Origin of the sequence: Catellatospora sp. NPDC049133, from assembly GCF_040648455.1 — a bacterium.
Lineage (GTDB): Bacteria > Actinomycetota > Actinomycetes > Mycobacteriales > Micromonosporaceae > Catellatospora > Catellatospora aurea.
This window is the reverse complement of sequence record NZ_JBEZDT010000011.1, coordinates 20,802-37,225: the sequence shown is the minus strand read 5'-3', so window position 1 is coordinate 37,225 and position 16,424 is coordinate 20,802. Positions and strand designations below refer to the sequence as shown.

Sequence of the window (16,424 nt, the reverse complement as noted above, 5' to 3'; positions counted from 1 at the left end):
CTCGCACCGCCGCCGAGGACCGACTGGGAGCCTCCGGTCCGGTCCTCGCGAGTGGAATCCGGGAGGCTCGCCAGGGCCCGCGCCCGCCAGCGCCGCCGCCGCGCTACCGCTGTGTTCCTGCTGCTCGGTGCGGCCTTGCTGGTCGGCGTGGACCTGTTGCGCGGCGCGCCAGACCCCGTCCCGACCCGGCCGGTGGCGTCGACACCGGTGGCGACCGAGAGCCCGGAGCCCGCGGCCTCGCCGTCGGCCCAGCCCTCGCCCAGTGCCGAGCCGGAGCCGGTCTACCAGATGGACGGCGGATTTCCCTCGTCCGGGCCGGGGACCTGGACGTACGCCAAGAGCCAGAGCGAGGTGCTGGGCACCGCCGGCAGCATCAAGCGGTTCCGGGTCGCGGCGGAGAAGAACGTCGCCGCGGAGGAGCTCGACGTGTTCACCGACCTGGTCGACGAGACCCTGGGCGACGCGCGCAGCTGGATCGCGGGCAGGCAGTACCGGCTGCAGCGGGTGCCGTCCGGGTCGTCGTACCAGTTCACGATCTATCTGGCGACCGGTGAGACGACCCGCAAGCTGTGCGCGGCGGGCGGCATGGACACCCGGATGGACGGCGTCTCGTACACCTCGTGCCGGTTGCCGGGGCGCGTCGTCATCAATCTCAACCGCTGGCGTTTGTCGGTGCCCGACTACGTCAATGGCAAGATCGACCTGCACGACTACCGGCAGTACGTGATCAACCATGAGGTGGGCCACGAACTCGGCCGCTTCCACGAGGGCTGCCCCGGCAAGGGCAAACCCGCACCGGTCATGCAGCAGCAGACGTACGGACTGAAGGGCTGCACCGCCAACGCGTGGCCGTACGTCGGCGGCAAGCGCTACACCGGCCCCCCGGTGGCGTGATGCACGACGAACTGGAGCTCTTCGAGCAGCGGGAGGCGGCCCCGCGCCGCGCGCCGGACGAGGCGTCCGGATCCCGGGCGCGCCGCCGTGCCGTGATCCAGGCCCGGCGACGGCGCAACCTGTTCGTCGTGGCCGGTGTGCTGGGCGTCATCGTGGTGCTGGTCGGCATCGACCTGGCCCGCGGCGGCGACGGCCTGCTGCTCGACGGGCCCGCCGCGCCGGTGGCCGGCTCGCCCGTTCCGGGCAGCCCGTCGGCCGAGCCCGGCGTGTCGGAGCAGCCCCGCGAGGAAAGCACGGCGGCGCCGGCCGGTAGCGGCAAGTTCGGGTTCGCCACCGGCGCGGGCAAGGTCCTCGGCAGCGCGGGCACGGTCCGCAAGTTCCGCGTCGCCGTGGAGAAGGACACCGGCACCGACGTCAAGGCGTTCACGGGCGAGGTCGAGCGGATCCTGGCCGACCCCCGCGGCTGGACCGGCGGCGGCAAGCACCGCTTCCAGCGGGTGGCCGAGAAGACCTCGAACGAGTTCACGGTGTACCTGGCCACGGCCGGCACCACCCAGAAGATGTGCGCCGCGGGCGGCCTGCACACCGAGGGCTTCACCTCCTGCCGCCTGCCCGGCCAGCTCATCATCAACGCCGACCGCTGGCGCGACGCGGTGCCCGGCTACGGCGCGCCGCTGCCCGACTACCAGGCCTTCGCCCTCAACCACGAACTCGGCCACCAACTCGGCTACGGCCACGACGCCTGCCCCGCCCCCGGCAAGCCCGCCCCCGTCATGCAACAGCAGTCCACCGGCCTCAAGGACTGCACCCCCAACCCCTGGCCCCACCCCGCCGCCCCCACCGACCCGGCCCTCTACCGAGGCCCCGCCATCCCGTAGCGGGGCCATGGCCTCCGCCCCGCCCCGCCCCGGCCCGCCCCGCCCCGGCCCGGCCCGGCCCGGTGATCATGAACTTATGGCACGGTTCGGCGGCGTGTTGCGGGAATAAGTTCATGATCAAATGAAGGTTGATCAGCGCGTGATGCAACTCGCATCCCAGCGGGTTGGAGATCATGGCATTCCCTACCGCGGCGAGCGAGAATGTGCCTATGTCGTTGCCGCCGCTTGTGGAGCCTGCCGAGTCGCTCTCGGTGGACGAGATCCGCCGCTACAGCCGCCACCTGATCATCCCCGACGTGGGCGTCGAGGGGCAGAAGCGGCTCAAGAACGCCAAGGTGCTGTGTGTCGGCGCCGGAGGGCTCGGCTCGCCCGCGCTGATGTACCTGGCCGCGGCCGGTGTCGGCACGCTGGGCATCGTCGAGTTCGACACCGTCGACGAGTCGAACCTGCAGCGCCAGATCATTCACGGCCAGTCGGACATCGGCCGGCCCAAGGCCGAGTCGGCCGCCAACAGCGTCCGGGAGATCAACCCGTACGTCAACGTGGTCATCCACGACACCGCGATCGACCGCGACAACGTCTTCGAGATCTTCGGGCAGTACGACCTGATCGTCGACGGCACCGACAACTTCGCGACGCGTTACCTGGTCAACGACGCCGCGGTGCTGCTCGGCAAGCCGTACGTCTGGGGCTCGATCTACCGCTTCGACGGCCAGGCCAGCGTCTTCTGGGCCGAGCACGGCCCCTGCTACCGCTGCCTCTACCCGGAGCCGCCGCCGCCCGGCATGGTCCCGTCGTGCGCCGAGGGCGGCGTGCTGGGCGTGCTGTGCGCCAGCATCGGCTCGATCCAGGTGACCGAGGCGATCAAGCTGCTCACCGGCATCGGCGAGCCGCTGGTCGGGTCGCTGATGGTGTACGACGCGCTGGAGATGACGTACCGCAAGATCAAGGTTCGCAAGGACCCGTCCTGCGTGCTGTGCGGCGAGAACCCCACCGTCACCGAGCTGCTCGGCGACTACGAGGCGTTCTGCGGCGCGGTCTCCGCCGAGGCGGCCGAGGCCGTGATCGACGCGACCATCACCGCCCGCGAGCTCAAGGAGTGGCAGGACGCAGACAAGGACTTCCTGCTCGTCGACGTGCGCGAGCCGGCCGAGTACGAGATCGTGCGCATCCCCGGCAGTGTGCTGATCCCCAAGGGCGAGATCCTGTCCGGTGAGGCGCTGGCCAAGCTGCCGCAGGACAAGCAGATCGTGCTGCACTGCAAGTCGGGCGTACGGTCCGCCGAGGCGCTCGCCGCGCTGAAGGCCGCCGGGTTCAAGGACGCGGTCCACGTCCAGGGCGGCGTGCTCGCCTGGGTCAAGACCGTCGACCCCTCCCTGCCCAGCTACTGAGGTCCAGCCCGGACCATCCGGTCCGCACCGCGGAGGCCGGCGACTGATGAAGTCGCCGGCCTCCGCCGTTCCCGGACGCCGCACCGCGCTTCGCGGCACGGGCGGCGGAGCGCGATCGGCAACCGCCCGACGCGCGGCCCGGTGGGTGGGCGCGGTTGTCGGGAATCCGGCTGTGACTTCGATCACCGTCCATGCGTGAGGTTCGTCTCGCGGCATGCTCCCGAAGGCGGAAAACGCCGCCGTACGGCGCTTTTGTAGGTCGTCACGGAGGCTGGAAACGGCTGTTTCCGAATTTATTTCACCCGCCCGTTCTGTTGACCTTGACCAACCTGATGAGGCCGGAGGGTCACCGGGCACGTACCCTCGATGACCGTGGTGGATCTCGACGCGGCTATCGGATTCGTGGTGAAGAAGGGCGACCCGGTCGACCGGGCACGCCTGTCATACCTGCGTACCGGCGTTTCGCCCGCCGAGGACATCCTCGCCGCGGCCGAAGCCGGACAGGCCGACGGCGGAGGCTGGTTCGCCACCCAGCGCGGCAAGATCCCATCCGTCGACGTCACCTGCTTCCGGCTCGCCCAGCTCGACGACCTCGGCGCGCTCGCGCGGCCCGGTGTCAAGCGCGCCTTCGACTGGCTGGCCGGTCGCCAGGCCGCCGACGGCAGCTGGCAGGAGGCCAAGGAACTCGCCGCGGACGCGCCCGAGTGGGCCCAGCCCGGCGACCCGGAGGCGACGCTCTACCTGACCGCGAACGCCACCTTCTGGCTCACCGTGATGGGGCTCGACGTGCGCTCGTCACTGCCGTACGGCGACCCGACGCCGATCCCGTACGCCGACGCGGCCCTGCGCGGCGCGGAGTTCATCAAGGCCAGCCTCAACTCCGACGGCACCTGGCCGTCCTACCTGGTCACCGGGTGGCTCGGCGCGGCCGTGATGTACCGCCAGGACATGTTCTACGAGGCCGCGCGCATGCAGGCGGTGCTCGGCGAGCGCCTGCCCGCGATGGCCCCCGCCGACGCCGCCGCCATGGCGGCCTCGATGCGCCGGGTCGGCGTGTCGGCCGACGACTGGACGATGATCGCCGCCAAGCGCCGCCTGGCCGAGACGCAGCGCACCGACGGGGGCTGGGACTCCGAGGACGGCGAGACCTTCGACGTACACCTCACCCTCAACGTCATCCGCGCGCTGTACGAGATCACCCCACCCGGCCAGTCCACCCTCCTCTGACCACCCGCGGCGGCCGGGCGGCGCGCCTGGCCCACCTGCCTGCGCCGGGAGGCGCGGCGCGCCGCTCGGGCTGGGTGGGTCAGGGGCGGACGTGGCCTTCGCCGGTGATGACGTACTTGGTGCTGGTCAGTTCGGGTAGGCCCATGGGGCCGCGGGCGTGCAGCTTCTGGGTGGAGATGCCGATCTCCGCGCCGAAGCCGAGTTCACCGCCGTCGACGAAGCGGGTCGAGGCGTTCACCAGCACCGCCGCCGCGTCGACCTGTGCCGTGAACCGGTTCGCGGCCGGCAGCGAGGAGGTGATGATCGCCTCGGAGTGGCCGGAGCCGTACCGCCGGATGTGCGCGACCGCCTCGTCCAGCGACGCCACGACCCGCGCCGACAGCTCCAGGGCCAGATACTCGGTGCCCCAGTCCTCCTCGGTCGCTGCCACGACGTCCGCGGAGTACGCCGCGACCTCCGGCGATCCGTGCACGGTCACCCCTTGCTCGCGCAGCGCGGCCAGGGCCTTCGGCAGGAACGTGTCGGCGACGGCCGCGTGCACCAGCAGCGACTCGGCGGCGTTGCACACCGACGGCCGCTGCACCTTCGCGTTGAGCAGGATGGCCAGCGCCATGTCCAGGTCGGCGGACTCGTCGACGTAGATGTGGCAGTTGCCGACGCCGGTCTCGATCACCGGCACCGAGGACTCCTCGACCACGGTGCGGATCAGCGACGCGCCGCCCCGCGGGATCAGCACGTCGACCAGCCCGCGCGCCCGCATCAGCTCCTTGACGGTGTCCCGGGTGGCCGAGTCGACCAGCTGCACGGCGTCGGCGGGCAGCCCCGCCTGGACCAGCGCGTCGCGCAGCACGGCGACGATCGCCGCGTTGGAGCGGGCCGCCGAGCCGGAGCCGCGCAGCAGCACCGCGTTGCCGGACTTGAGGGTCAGCCCGGCCGCGTCGGCGGTGACGTTGGGGCGGGCCTCGTAGATGATGCCGACGACGCCGAACGGCACCCGCAGCTGGCGCACCTGCAGGCCGTTGGGCAGGGTGCCGCCGCGTACCACCTCGCCGACCGGGTCGGGCAGGCCCGCGATCTGGCGCAGGCCGTCGGCCATGCCCGCCAGCCGCGACTCGCTGAGCGCGAGCCGGTCCACGGTCGACTCGGGGGTGCCCTGCTCGCGCGCCGCGGCGACGTCCAGACCGTTGGCTTCCAAAATCTCGGGGGTACGCGCGGCGAGCGCGTCGGCCATCGCCGCCAGCCCGGCGTCCTTGGCCTTGCGCGACGCCGTGGCCAGCACCTGTGCCGCCGTCCGGGCGCGCGTCGCATGCTCGATGACGCTCATGTCGTTTCCAGCCTTCCGTGGGTGCTGAAGTTGGTCGGCGCGCCCGCGTCAACCGGGACGCGGGCCCGGCGCGAGCCGCCCGCCTGCCCTGCGCTCGCCGCAAAGCCGCAGCTCAACCCGCATGACGCGATGGGAAGGTGCCCTTCCTCTACGCATAGCGATAACAAGGTGCCCTTCCTTACAGCAGGACGAGGTCGTCGCGGTGGATTACCTCGCGTTCGTAGGCGGGGCCGAGGGTGGCGGCCAGTTCGCCGGTGGAGCGGCCGAGCAGGCCCGGCAGTTCCAGGGCGTCGTAGTTGACCAGGCCGCGGGCCACGGCACGGCCGGCGATGTCGATCAGGTCGACGGGGTCGCCGGCGGTGAACGCGCCGTCGACGCGGGTGATACCTGCCGGGAGCAGGGAGGCGCGGCGGTCGACCACGGCGGTGACCGCGCCCGCGTCCAGGTGCAGGCGGCCGCGGGCGGTGGTCGCGTGGGCGAGCCAGTGCAGGCGGGCGGTCGCGCGTACCCCCGCGGCGTGGAAGAGCGTGCCCACCGGCTCGCCGGACAGGGCAGCGGCGGCCAGCGGGGCGGCGGTCAGCACCACCGGGATGCCCGCGTCGGTCGCGATGCGGGCCGCCTCGACCTTGGTGACCATGCCGCCGGTGCCCACCCCGGCGCTGCCCACGCCGCCCACCGACACCTCGGCGAGCTGCGCGAAGTCGGTGACCTCGGCGACCTTCCGGGAGCCCGGCTGCGACGGGTGGCCGGTGTAGAGCGCGTCCACGTCCGACAGCAGCACCAGCAGGTCGGCCTGCACGAGGGCGGCCACCAGCGCGGCCAGCCGGTCGTTGTCACCGAACCGGATCTCCTCGGTGGCCACCGTGTCGTTCTCGTTGATGATCGGCACGGCCCGCATGTCGAGCAGTTTGCGCAGCGTACGGTGCGCGTTGCGGTAGTGCGCCCGCCGCGTCACGTCGTCCACCGTCAGCAGCACCTGCCCGACGGTCCGCCCGTGCCGCCCGAACTCCTCGGTGTACGCGTGCATCAGCCGCCCCTGGCCCACGCTCGCCGCCGCCTGCTGCGTGGCCAGGTCCCGCGGTCGCCGCGCCAGCCCCAGCGGAGCCAGCCCCGCCGCGATCGCCCCCGACGACACCAGCACGACCTCCCGCGGTCGGTCCCGGTCGTCCACGCTGCACAGCGCCCCCACCAGCGCCGCCAACCGCTCCGGATCCAACCCTCCGGCGGCCGTCGTCAACGAGGACGACCCCACCTTCACCACCACCCGACGAGCCCGGGTGACCACTGCACGCATCAACCCATTCTGCCGCCCCACCTCCCCCTCCCCCCGCACCGATCCCACCCACTGGCGCGCCCCACCCGCCCCTTCCGCGTTGATCATGAACTTATGGCACGGCTCGACGGCGTGTCGCGTGCACAACTTCCTGATCAATTAGCCTTCGGCTATGACTCCCGAGGAGTACACCGAAGCGGTACTGAAGATGGTCGAGTCGATCCCGCCCGGCCGCGTGATGACCTACGGCGCGATCGCCGACGCGCTCGCGGATGAGTCCGGCCGCAACTCGGCCCGCCGCATCGGCACGATCATGGCCCGGCACGGCGGTGGTGTGCCCTGGCACCGCGTCGTCGGCGCCGGCGGCCGCCTGCCTCCGGGCCACGAGAACGAGGCCCGCCGCCGCCTGATCGCCGAGGGCGTGCCCTTCCGTGGCGACCACGTCGCCACGTCCGCCATCAACTGATCACCGCCGCGCGGCCCGGCACCGTTTGATCATGAAGTTGTGGCCGCGACACGCCGCCGAGCCGTGCCATAAGTTCATGATCAACGCTGAAGGGTCAGCCGGTGAGGCGGGCGGCGCCGCCGCGGCGGGGGTCGCCGGAGGCGCCGGCGGTGCCGATGGCGGAGACGCCGCCGAAGTAGTGGCTGCGGGAGGGCCAGCGGTTGACGGTGTAGCCCGCCTCGGCCAGGGCCATCTCCTCGGGGACGGGGAAGTGGGGTTCGACGTGGACGACGTCGTCGACGGGGTGCAGGCGGGGAGCGCGTACGGCGTCCGGGGTGTCCAGGCCGTCGACGAGCACGCCGATCAGGGTGCGCAGGAGCGCGGAGCGGATGCGGGACGCGCCGGCCGAGCCGATCGCCAGGCGTAGCCCGCCGTCGGGGTCGAGCACCACCAGCGGGCACATCATCGAGGCGAGGCGCTCGCCGGGGGCCAGCTCGCCGGAGTACAGCTCGCCCTCGCCGAGCATGGAGTTCAGGTGCACGCCCAGCCCGGGCAGCCAGACCCCGGAGCCGAGGCCGAGGGTGGTGGTGATGACGCAGGCGTTGCCGGCCGCGTCGACGGCGGTGACGTTGGTGGTGTCGCCGAGCCGGTCGTCGGGGCCGCGTACGTCGAGCGCCCCGGCCAGCACCACGGCGCGTTCGGGCCGCGGCAGGTCGGCGAGGTCCGGGGGCAGCCCGCGCAGGGTCGACACGGTCCGGTTGAGGTCGGCCCGCCCGTGCACGGTGTGCCCGGCCAGTTCGGCGGTGGTCACCGCCCGTTCGAGCACCTGGTACGCGGACAGGTCGAGCGGCCCGAGCGCCCCGCCGTCGGCGCGTACCGACTCGACGACGGCGCTGCCGAGTTTGCCGGTGTAGCAGGTGGACGGACCCTCCGCCGCGATGATCTCCAGTGCCTCGGCGAGCCCGGCGTGGAACAGCCGGTCCCCGCCCTGCAGCAGCCTCCCGCCCGGGGCGTACGCGGAGCCGCCCTGGCCGGGCAGCATGGCCTCGACCAGCGAGGGCAGCGTGACCGCGTGCGCGAACGGCATGGCCACGCCCGCGCGGGCCAGCTCGGCGGCGGGCGCGACGACGTCGGCCCAGGGCAGCGCACCCCAACGTGAGTGAATCTCGCCACATCCGGCGGGCAAGCCGGGCACCGCGACGGAGGCTCCGCCGATCTCGTACGGCAGCGGCACCTCACCGAACCGCACCGCGATCGGCGTCATCGGCTCTGCCTTACGATCCCCATCCAGACCAGGCATTGCTACGAAGAAATCAAGGCAGGTAACGCGCCCGGTCGAAGATTCGTAGTACGTGGCGAATCCGCCGCCGCCCAGCCCCGTGAAGATGGTCTCGGCGACGCAGGCGGCCAGGGTCGCGGCCACCCCCGCGTCGGCCGCCGTTCCGCCCATCCGCAGTACCCGAAGGCCTACCTCGGCGCTGGCCGGATGGCCAGCTGCCACACCGGCAGGTACCAGCATTCACTCGCCTCCCGTACCATCCGCGCTCATGACATCCAGTGTGGAGGTGATGGAGGCCCCGGACGAAGCGCTTCCCACTCGAGTGCGAGTCGGATATTCGCTCGGCTCCCTGGTGACCGGTGCTTTCGGCACCGTCCCGGGCCTGCTGCTGCTGCCGTACCTGACCGACACCCTGGGTGTCGCCGCCGGCCTGGCGGGACTGCTGGTGCTGCTCCCCAAGGCCTGGGACGTCATGCTCAACCCCGTGGTCGGCCGGATCTCGGACCGCACCCAGACCCGCTGGGGCGCCCGCCGCCCCTACCTGCTCTTCGCCGGCCTCGGCATGGCCGTGCTGTTCGCGCTGCTGTTCGCCGCCCCGTTCGGCGACGGCGGCCAGGCGGGCCTGTACGTCGCGGTGATGTTCCTGCTCACGGCCACCGCGTTCGCGTTCTTCCAGGTGCCCTACGTCGCCATGCCCGCCGAGATGACCAGCTCCTATTCCGAGCGCACCCGGCTGATGACCTGGCGGGTCGCGCTACTGGCCACCTCGATCCTGGTCTCCGGCGCGATGGCCCCGATCATCCGCGACGCGATGGGCGGCGGCCTGCCCGGCTACCGCTGGATGGCGCTGTTCGTCGCGACGATCATGGTCGCGGGCACGCTGATCGTCTTCGTGAGCACCCGATCCGCCCCGACCGGCGCCATCACCGCCAGCGAGCCGTCACTGCGCGCCCAGCTCAAGGTGGTCGCCGCGAACCGGCCGTTCCGGGTGCTGGTCGCCTGCTTCGTGGCCCAGTCGACCGGCGTGGCCTGCATGCTCGGCGGCGTCGAGTACTTCGCCAAGCACGTGCTCGGCGACGCGGGCACCACCACCGCGCTGTTCGTGGTCGTGGTCAGCCCGGCGCTGTTCGTGATGCCGGTCTGGCGGCGGGTCGGCGAGCGCCTCGGCAAGCTCAAGGGATACGTGGTCGCCTCGATCACGCTCACCGTCGCGACGCTCGCGCTCGCGGCCGCCCCGTTGCTGCCGCACTGGACGATCTACTCGATCATCGCGGTGATGGGCTTCGGCTACGCCGGCCAGCAGCTGTTCGGCCTGTCGATGCTGCCCGACTGCATCGCGTACGACACCGCGCGCACCGGCAAGCGGCAGGCGGGCGTGTTCACCGGGGTGTGGACCGCGGGGGAGACCCTGGGCCTGGCGCTGGGGCCGTTCATCTTCGGCATCGTGCTCCAGCTGTTCGGTTACATCTCCACCACCGCAGGTGAGACGGTCGCGCAGAGCGATCTCGCGAAGACGGGAGTACTGCTCGGGTTCACCGTGGTGCCGGGTCTTATCGTGGGCATCGCGCTGGTGCTGCTGCGCGGGTACGACCTCGGCGGCGACCCGGCCGTGACCGAGAACCGCGAACCGCTGCCCGCGGCGGCTCCGGCCAGCTAGCTCCACGTTTGTGTCATGACCGCCGGCTACCGCAGCCTTGATCGCTGTCATCCTCCACTCCGTTGCGGATGACAGCGAGCGGCTGCTACCGCGGGCGGCTCGTACAGGACCTCAGGGGAGGGTGCACGCCACATGTTCGTGCAGCAGGTTCAGCGGTTCCACCAGCTCATCCTCGGCCAGGACGTGAACTCCGCGCTGGCCGCGGTGGCACCGCTGGTGCAGGCCGCGCGGCTCGCCCCGGCGCACGAGCTGACCCCGGCGGTGACCCACCTGGCCCCGGCCATCGGGGCGGCGCCCATCCCGTTCGTCGCGGCGACCGCGGCCACCGCCGCGGGCGCGCTGGTCGAGCTGGGCGGCTCGCCCGGCCCGCTCACCCGGATCGTGCTGGAGCGCCTCGGCAGCGCGCTGACCGGCACGCACGCGTTCATCGACGCCTGGCTGGCGTACGGCGGCGGACGGCCGCTGCCGGAGCGCACGCAGATGGACATCACCGTGGCGACCGGACTGCTCGCCTCGCAGCTCGGCCCCGACCGGGCGATGCCGCTGGTCGCGGCGTGGCGCGACGCTCCGCACTGGGCGCTGGCCGCGGTGGCCTGCCTGCACCACGCCGACGCGCGGGCCCAGCTCGGCGACCGTGCCCCCTGGACCGCGCAGGTCGACCCACTGCACTCGGCCGCGCCCGCGTTCATGCGGCTCATCCTCGCGCTGCGCATCATCGACGAGCACCTGCTGGTGCTGCACCGGCCGACCCGGCGCGGGGCGATGGTGTTCGTCAGCGGCGTGGCCGACAACTTCCAGCTGCAGACGCTGCTCGCCGACGCGCTCATCGGGGCGGGCCTGGTGCAGGGCAAGCGGCCCGACGCGCGCTGGGTCAGCGCGTTCCAGCACGGGCCGGACGGCACCGTGCTGGAGCATGTGGACGACGCCTTCCACCTCACCGACGCTACCGGCGCGACCATGCGCAACGAGGCCGGCCCGGCCGACATCGCCGTGGTCAGCGGCTCGCGCATCCTGGTGCTGGACGACGCCCGCTACAGCCGCCACTGGCGGCCGGGGCGGCGTTTCCCGATCACCGCGCAGGTCCGCGTCGACCGCATCCTGACCCAGGAGGAGGTCGAGGCGTGGTTGGGCTACGTCCCGCCGGTGGCGTGACGAGGACGCGCTGGGTCCGATCCGCCCCCAAGGTTTAGGCTTCCCGGTATGGCCCTGCCCTCGGTGCTCGGAGATCCGATCAAGTTCGTGCTGAACTGGGGTCGGCGCTACTCGCTGTGGGTGTTCAACTTCGGGCTGGCCTGCTGCGCGATCGAGTTCATCGCCAGCAGCATGGGGCGGCACGACTTCATGCGGCTGGGTGTGATCCCGTTCGCGCACGGCCCCCGCCAGGCCGACCTGATGGTCGTGTCGGGCACGGTCACCGACAAGATGGCCCCGGCCATCAAGCGGCTGTACGACCAGATGCCCGAGCCGAAGTACGTCATCTCGTTCGGCGCGTGCAGCAACTGCGGTGGGCCGTACTGGGACTCGTACTCGGTGACCAAGGGCGTGGACCAGATCATTCCGGTGGACGTGTACGTGCCCGGCTGCCCGCCCCGCCCCGAGGCGCTGCTGCACGGCATCCTGCGCCTGCAGGAGAAGATCGCCGCGGAGCAGTCCGGCTTCGGCGGCGTGCACCGCCCCGACCCGGCCGCGCTGACCGCCCCGATCGTGTCACCACCGGCCTGACCTGTCCTGTTTCCGCAGCGGCCGGTTGCGGTCGCGCGTTAGCGTTCGGCACATGACGCGATCCGAGCAGATCCTGGACGTGCTGGTCACCGAGTTCGGGCCGCTGATGACGGCGGAGCCGGCCGCGTTCCGCCGCAAGTTCCGCAAGATGGCGTCCAGCGCGTTCGCGTTCTACCGCGGCAGCGCGTCCCTGTTCTACGCCGACATGACCGGGCAGTACGCCGACGACACGTTCCTGACCCCGCAGACCAGCCGGGTGTGGATCCACGGCGACCTGCACGCGGAGAACTTCGGCACCTACATGAACGCCGAGGGCGTGCTGGTCTTCAACGTCAACGACTTCGACGAGGCGTACGTCGGCCCGTTCCTGTGGGACCTGCGCCGGCTGTGCGCCAGCATCGCCCTGCTCGGTTACGCCAAGGCGCTGTCCGACGAGACCATCGGCTACCTGATCAAGGACTTCGCCGGGGCTTACCTGGCCGAGTTGCGCGCGATCGCGCTCGGCGGCGACGACGCCATCGGCTCGCTGACCCTGTCCACCACGACCGGCCCGCTGCACCGGGTGCTCCAGCAGGCCCGCCTGAACACCCGGGTGGACCTGCTGCAGGGCATGACCGTGATCGACCGGTACGAGCGCCGCTTCGTCGAGCGCGAGGGCGTGTTCCGGATCGACGCGCCGACCCGGGCCGCGGTGGAGGAGGCCTTCCGGGGCTACCTCGGCACACTGAACCCGCACCACGCGCACAGCGGCCACGAGCGCGTCGAGCGCACGATCAAGGACGTGGTGCTGCGCAAGGGCGTGGGCATCGGCTCGGCGGGGCTGCCGTCGTACAGCCTGCTGCTGGAGGGGCACACCCAGGCGCTGGAGAACGACGTGGTCGTCTACATGAAGCAGGCGCAGACCCCGGCCGTGGCCCGGCACATCGACGACGCGCGGGTGCGCGGCTACTTCCTGCACCAGGGCCACCGCACCGCCGAGTCGCAGCGCGCCCTGCAGGCCGCCGCGGACGCCTGGCTGGGCTACACCGAGCTGGACGGGGTCGGGCAGCTCGTCGCCGAGGTCTCGCCGTACGCCGCCGACCTGGACTGGTCCGACGTCAACGAGCCCGACGAGCTGGTCAGCGTGGTGCGCGAGCTGGGCCGCGCGGTGGCCCGCATGCACTCGGTCGCCGACGACGAGTCGAGCCACGACCTGGTCGATTTCTCCACCGAGGAGGCGATCGTGGCCGAACTCGACCGGGACGAGGCCGGGTTCGTCGGCGGGCTGGTCGGGTTCGCGCACGCGTACGGTGCCCAGGCCCGCGGCGACCACCAGCTCTTCGTCGACCTGTTCCGCAACGGCGCGATCCCGGGCGTGTGACGCCGCAGTCTCAGCAGCCCTCCGGCGGCACCAGGTAGTGGCGCAGGAAGACTCCCGTGGTGCGGCCCGGTGCCCACGACGGCAGGTCGAGGTGCTCGCCACGGGGGAACGTGTCGGGCAGCGTCGGGAGGCTGCCGAAGTAGAAGTAGCGATCGCCGGGGCAGCCGTACTCGCCGCCGAGCCGGCGGGTCCGGGTCGGCGACGCGGCGGTGAGCACGAAGTCGTCGCCGCTGGTGTACATCTGGGTCTCCGCGTCGTAGGTGTGGTAGGCCGCCCAGCTCACGTGGATCTCCCAGCCCTCGCAGAGCCGGTCCAGGTCGGCCGGGGCGATGCTGAACGTGATCGAGGTCGGGGCGGGCGTCGCCGCATTGGTGATCTGCGGGATCACGATGTCCACGCAGGCGGGCGGCGGTGCGGGAGACGGGGAGGGGCTGGCACCCGGGTCCGGGTTCGCCACCGGCTGCCCGCTCGGCCGTGGCGTGCCGCTGGGCGGCGTTCCGGGTGACGGCGAGCCACCCGGGCCCGGTGACGGCACGGGGGTCGTAGACAGCAGGGCCGTCGGCGTCGCCGCGGGCCAGGATGGCGAGGCCGACGGGTCGACGGTCGGGCCCGTGGACGGGGTCGGCAGCAGCGGCGGCACCGGCGACGTGGACCGCGGGATGAGGTTCGTGCCGAGGACGAGCGCCAGCACCAGCACCAGGGCCAACCCCGACACCCGCGTGACCCGGCGTCGCCGCAGGGTCCGGCGGGCGGCCTCGTGGCCGGGTGGGCGTACGTGCGGCAGAGCGGCTCGACCGGCGTCGGCGAGCAGGCGGCGTAGGTCGTCAGACACGGTCGACCTCCTCCGGGGCCAGCTCGGACAGCCGGTCGGCGAGGGTGGTCCGGGCCCGGTGCAGCCAGGACTTCACGGTGCCCTCGGCCACGCCGATCATCGCAGCGATCTCCGCGATCGGCAGATCCTCCAGATAGTGCAGGATCACCGCCTGTCGCTGGCGGGTGGGCAGGTCGGACAGCGCGGCCACGATGGCCACCCGGTCAGGTTCGGGGCCCGGCGCGAGCTCCTCTCGGTGCCCGCGGGAGGCGAGTTCGAGACCACGGCGCACGCGCCGCCAGCGGCTGGTGGCGATGTTCCAGGCGACCCGGCGCACCCACGCGGCCGGCTCGTCGTACGTGGACACGGTCGACCATCGGGCCAGCGCACGGATCATGGCTTCCTGCACCACGTCCTGGGCTTCGGCAAGGTCCCCGGTGTACACGTACAGCGCGGCGGCGAGCTTCTGGAACGACGCGCTGTAGAACTCCGCGAACTCGCGGTGTTCGGTCACGGGCAGCTCCAGGGGTGTCAGAAATCCGCCGCAGCATAGCGGGTCTGATCAAATGTCCCGGAGGGCCGTTCGGGCGGTCGCCGCCGGTGAGGTGGGGCGTGGTGGGCGGTCGCGGGCATAGGATGCCGGGCATGACGCCGGAGGAGATCGGAGCGCGCCTGGCGGAGGCCGTCACGGGCGCACAGGCGGGCGTGTCGGGCGGCGGAGCGTACGCCCGCGCGGTCGTCGACGTGCCCGCCGGATCGTGGCTGCCCGCGCTGACCGCCGCGCGCGACGAGCTGGGCTGCGACTTCTTCGACTGGCTGTCGGCCGTGGACGAGCTGGACGCGGGCTATGACGTGGTCGCGCACCTGTGGTCGACGAGCGCGCGGCACGGTGTGCTGGTGCGCACCCGGGTGCCGGTGGACGGGGCCTCGCTCGCGTCGGCCGTGGACGTGTACCCCGGCGCGGCGTGGCACGAGCGGGAGACGTACGAGATGTTCGGCATCGGCTTCCCCGGACCGCTGGAGCCGCTGCTGCTGCCTCCCGAGTTCGAGGGCCACCCGCTGCGCAAGAGCTTCGTGCTGGCCAGCCGGGTCGCCAAGCCGTGGCCCGGGGCCAAGGAGCCGGGCGAGTCGGAGACCGGCTCCAAGCGCCAGGCGATCCGCCCGCCGGGCGTGCCCGCGCCGGGGGAGTGGGGTCCCGCGTCATGACCTGGGAATTGATCTTGAGGGTGGCCCTGGTGGCCGTGGCGTTCCTGACGCTGCCGCTGCTGGTCGGCCAGACCGAGCACAAGGTGATGGCGCACATGCAGGCCCGGCTCGGCCCGATGTACGCGGGCGCGTTCCACGGCTGGGCGCAGCTGATCGCCGACGGCGTGAAGTTCGCGCAGAAGGAGGACGTGACCCCGCGTGCCGCGGACGGCCCCGTGTTCCGGCTCGCACCCGCCGTGGCGCTGCTGCCGTACCTGCTGGTGCTGCTGGTCATCCCGCTCGGCCCCGGTGACCTGGTCGGGCAGCCGCTCGACGTGGGCCTGTTCTTCGTGCTGGCCGTGGTCGGTGTGGGCGTGATCGCGGTGCTCATGGCGGCGTGGGCCTCGGCCAACAAGTACTCGCTGCTGGGCGGCCTGCGCGCGGCCGCCCAGCTGCTCGGGTACGAGCTGCCGTTCGTGCTGTCCGCGGCGAGTGTCGCGATGGCCGCGGGCACGCTCAGCCTGCCCGGCATCGTGGCCGCCTGGGAGCCGTGGTGGCTGCTGTGGCAGCTGCCCGCGACGATCGTCTTCTTCGTGTCGGGGCTGGCCGAGATCCGCCGCCCCCCGTTCGACATGCCGATCGCCGACTCCGAACTGGTCTTCGGCTACCTGACCGAGTACACCGGCCTGCGCTTCGCCTTCTTCCTGCTCGCCGAGTACGTCGGCATCGTGGTCATCTCGGCGCTGACCGCGGCGCTGTTCCTCGGCGGCTGGCACGGCCCGTGGGCCGAGTCCGTCGGCTGGCTGTGGATGCTGCTCAAGACCGGCGCGGTGGCTTTCGTCGTGATCTGGCTGCGGGTCTCCTGGCCCCGGCTGCGCGAGGACCAGCTGCAGCGCCTGTGCTGGCTGGTCCTGGTGCCCCTGGCACTGGCCCAGCTGGTGCTGACCGCCGGCGTCCGCGTGGCGCTGAGCTGACCTG

The 16,424-nt window shown here is 72.2% G+C and carries 16 protein-coding genes; 11 read left to right on the top strand and 5 right to left on the bottom strand.

Translation table 11 applies throughout. The annotated features are described in order from the left end of the window. The first annotated feature begins 51 nt into the window (after positions 1-51). From AB0B35_RS14535 to AB0B35_RS14520, 4 genes are all read left to right on the top strand, one after another. Positions 52-894, top strand: a complete 843-nt coding sequence (locus tag AB0B35_RS14535) for a DUF3152 domain-containing protein (protein ID WP_361045055.1) — start codon at positions 52-54, stop codon at positions 892-894. Then, complete coding sequence (locus AB0B35_RS14530) at positions 894-1,772, top strand: DUF3152 domain-containing protein (RefSeq protein WP_361045052.1); 879 nt, start codon at positions 894-896, stop codon at positions 1,770-1,772. The genes AB0B35_RS14535 and AB0B35_RS14530 overlap by 1 nt, the downstream gene beginning before the upstream one ends. 209 nt (positions 1,773-1,981) lie before the next feature. After that, on the top strand, positions 1,982-3,163 hold the full coding sequence (moeZ, locus tag AB0B35_RS14525) for an adenylyltransferase/sulfurtransferase MoeZ (protein WP_361045049.1): 1,182 nt from the start codon (positions 1,982-1,984) through the stop codon (positions 3,161-3,163). Between the two features lie 366 nt (positions 3,164-3,529). After that, positions 3,530-4,390 (top strand): squalene--hopene cyclase, encoded by an 861-nt coding sequence (locus tag AB0B35_RS14520; RefSeq protein ID WP_360536064.1) that lies wholly within the window; start codon positions 3,530-3,532, stop codon positions 4,388-4,390. Positions 4,391-4,469: 79 nt separating this feature from the next. Here the strand turns inward: AB0B35_RS14520 and AB0B35_RS14515 are convergent, their stop codons facing one another. Further along, positions 4,470-5,714, bottom strand: coding sequence for a glutamate-5-semialdehyde dehydrogenase (locus tag AB0B35_RS14515; protein WP_361045046.1), 1,245 nt, complete (start codon positions 5,712-5,714; stop codon positions 4,470-4,472). Between the two features lie 178 nt (positions 5,715-5,892). Continuing rightward, complete coding sequence (gene proB, locus AB0B35_RS14510; RefSeq protein ID WP_361045043.1) at positions 5,893-7,008, bottom strand: glutamate 5-kinase; 1,116 nt, start codon at positions 7,006-7,008, stop codon at positions 5,893-5,895. Positions 7,009-7,159: 151 nt separating this feature from the next. On the opposite strand from proB, the gene AB0B35_RS14505 reads away from it, so the two are divergent. Further along, positions 7,160-7,453 (top strand): MGMT family protein, encoded by a 294-nt coding sequence (locus tag AB0B35_RS14505; RefSeq protein ID WP_361045040.1) that lies wholly within the window; start codon positions 7,160-7,162, stop codon positions 7,451-7,453. Positions 7,454-7,547: 94 nt separating this feature from the next. Here the strand turns inward: AB0B35_RS14505 and AB0B35_RS14500 are convergent, their stop codons facing one another. Next, entirely contained in the window at positions 7,548-8,951 is a 1,404-nt protein-coding gene (locus tag AB0B35_RS14500) for a gamma-glutamyltransferase (protein WP_361045037.1), read from the bottom strand. A 28-nt stretch (positions 8,952-8,979) separates the two neighbouring features. Here AB0B35_RS14500 and AB0B35_RS14495 point away from each other — a divergent pair, with 28 nt between their 5' ends. The 4 genes from AB0B35_RS14495 to AB0B35_RS14480 all read left to right on the top strand — a co-directional run bounded on the left by AB0B35_RS14495 (position 8,980) and on the right by AB0B35_RS14480 (position 13,450). Beyond that, positions 8,980-10,368: an MFS transporter gene (locus AB0B35_RS14495; RefSeq protein WP_361045034.1), complete on the top strand. Its 1,389-nt coding sequence runs from the start codon at positions 8,980-8,982 to the stop codon at positions 10,366-10,368. Between the two features lie 132 nt (positions 10,369-10,500). After that, a complete protein-coding gene (locus tag AB0B35_RS14490) occupies positions 10,501-11,520 on the top strand; it encodes a hypothetical protein (protein WP_361045031.1) in 1,020 nt (339 codons plus the stop codon). A 48-nt stretch (positions 11,521-11,568) separates the two neighbouring features. Continuing rightward, complete coding sequence (locus AB0B35_RS14485; RefSeq protein ID WP_144121717.1) at positions 11,569-12,090, top strand: NADH-quinone oxidoreductase subunit B; 522 nt, start codon at positions 11,569-11,571, stop codon at positions 12,088-12,090. A gap of 52 nt (positions 12,091-12,142) precedes the next feature. Then, positions 12,143-13,450: a DUF2252 domain-containing protein gene (locus AB0B35_RS14480; RefSeq protein ID WP_361045028.1), complete on the top strand. Its 1,308-nt coding sequence runs from the start codon at positions 12,143-12,145 to the stop codon at positions 13,448-13,450. 10 nt (positions 13,451-13,460) lie between these two features. On the opposite strand, the gene AB0B35_RS14475 is transcribed toward AB0B35_RS14480, so the two are convergent. Further along, positions 13,461-14,282 (bottom strand): hypothetical protein, encoded by an 822-nt coding sequence (locus AB0B35_RS14475; protein ID WP_361045025.1) that lies wholly within the window; start codon positions 14,280-14,282, stop codon positions 13,461-13,463. After that, positions 14,275-14,775, bottom strand: a complete 501-nt coding sequence (locus AB0B35_RS14470) for a SigE family RNA polymerase sigma factor (RefSeq protein ID WP_360536082.1) — start codon at positions 14,773-14,775, stop codon at positions 14,275-14,277. The genes AB0B35_RS14475 and AB0B35_RS14470 overlap by 8 nt, the downstream gene beginning before the upstream one ends. Before the next feature lie 131 nt (positions 14,776-14,906). Between AB0B35_RS14470 and AB0B35_RS14465 the strand changes: the two genes are divergently transcribed. Further along, positions 14,907-15,467, top strand: coding sequence for an NADH-quinone oxidoreductase subunit C (locus tag AB0B35_RS14465; protein WP_361045022.1), 561 nt, complete (start codon positions 14,907-14,909; stop codon positions 15,465-15,467). Then, complete coding sequence (locus AB0B35_RS14460) at positions 15,464-16,420, top strand: complex I subunit 1 family protein (RefSeq protein ID WP_361045019.1); 957 nt, start codon at positions 15,464-15,466, stop codon at positions 16,418-16,420. Before AB0B35_RS14465 ends, AB0B35_RS14460 begins: the two co-directional genes overlap by 4 nt. Positions 16,421-16,424 lie beyond the last annotated feature (4 nt).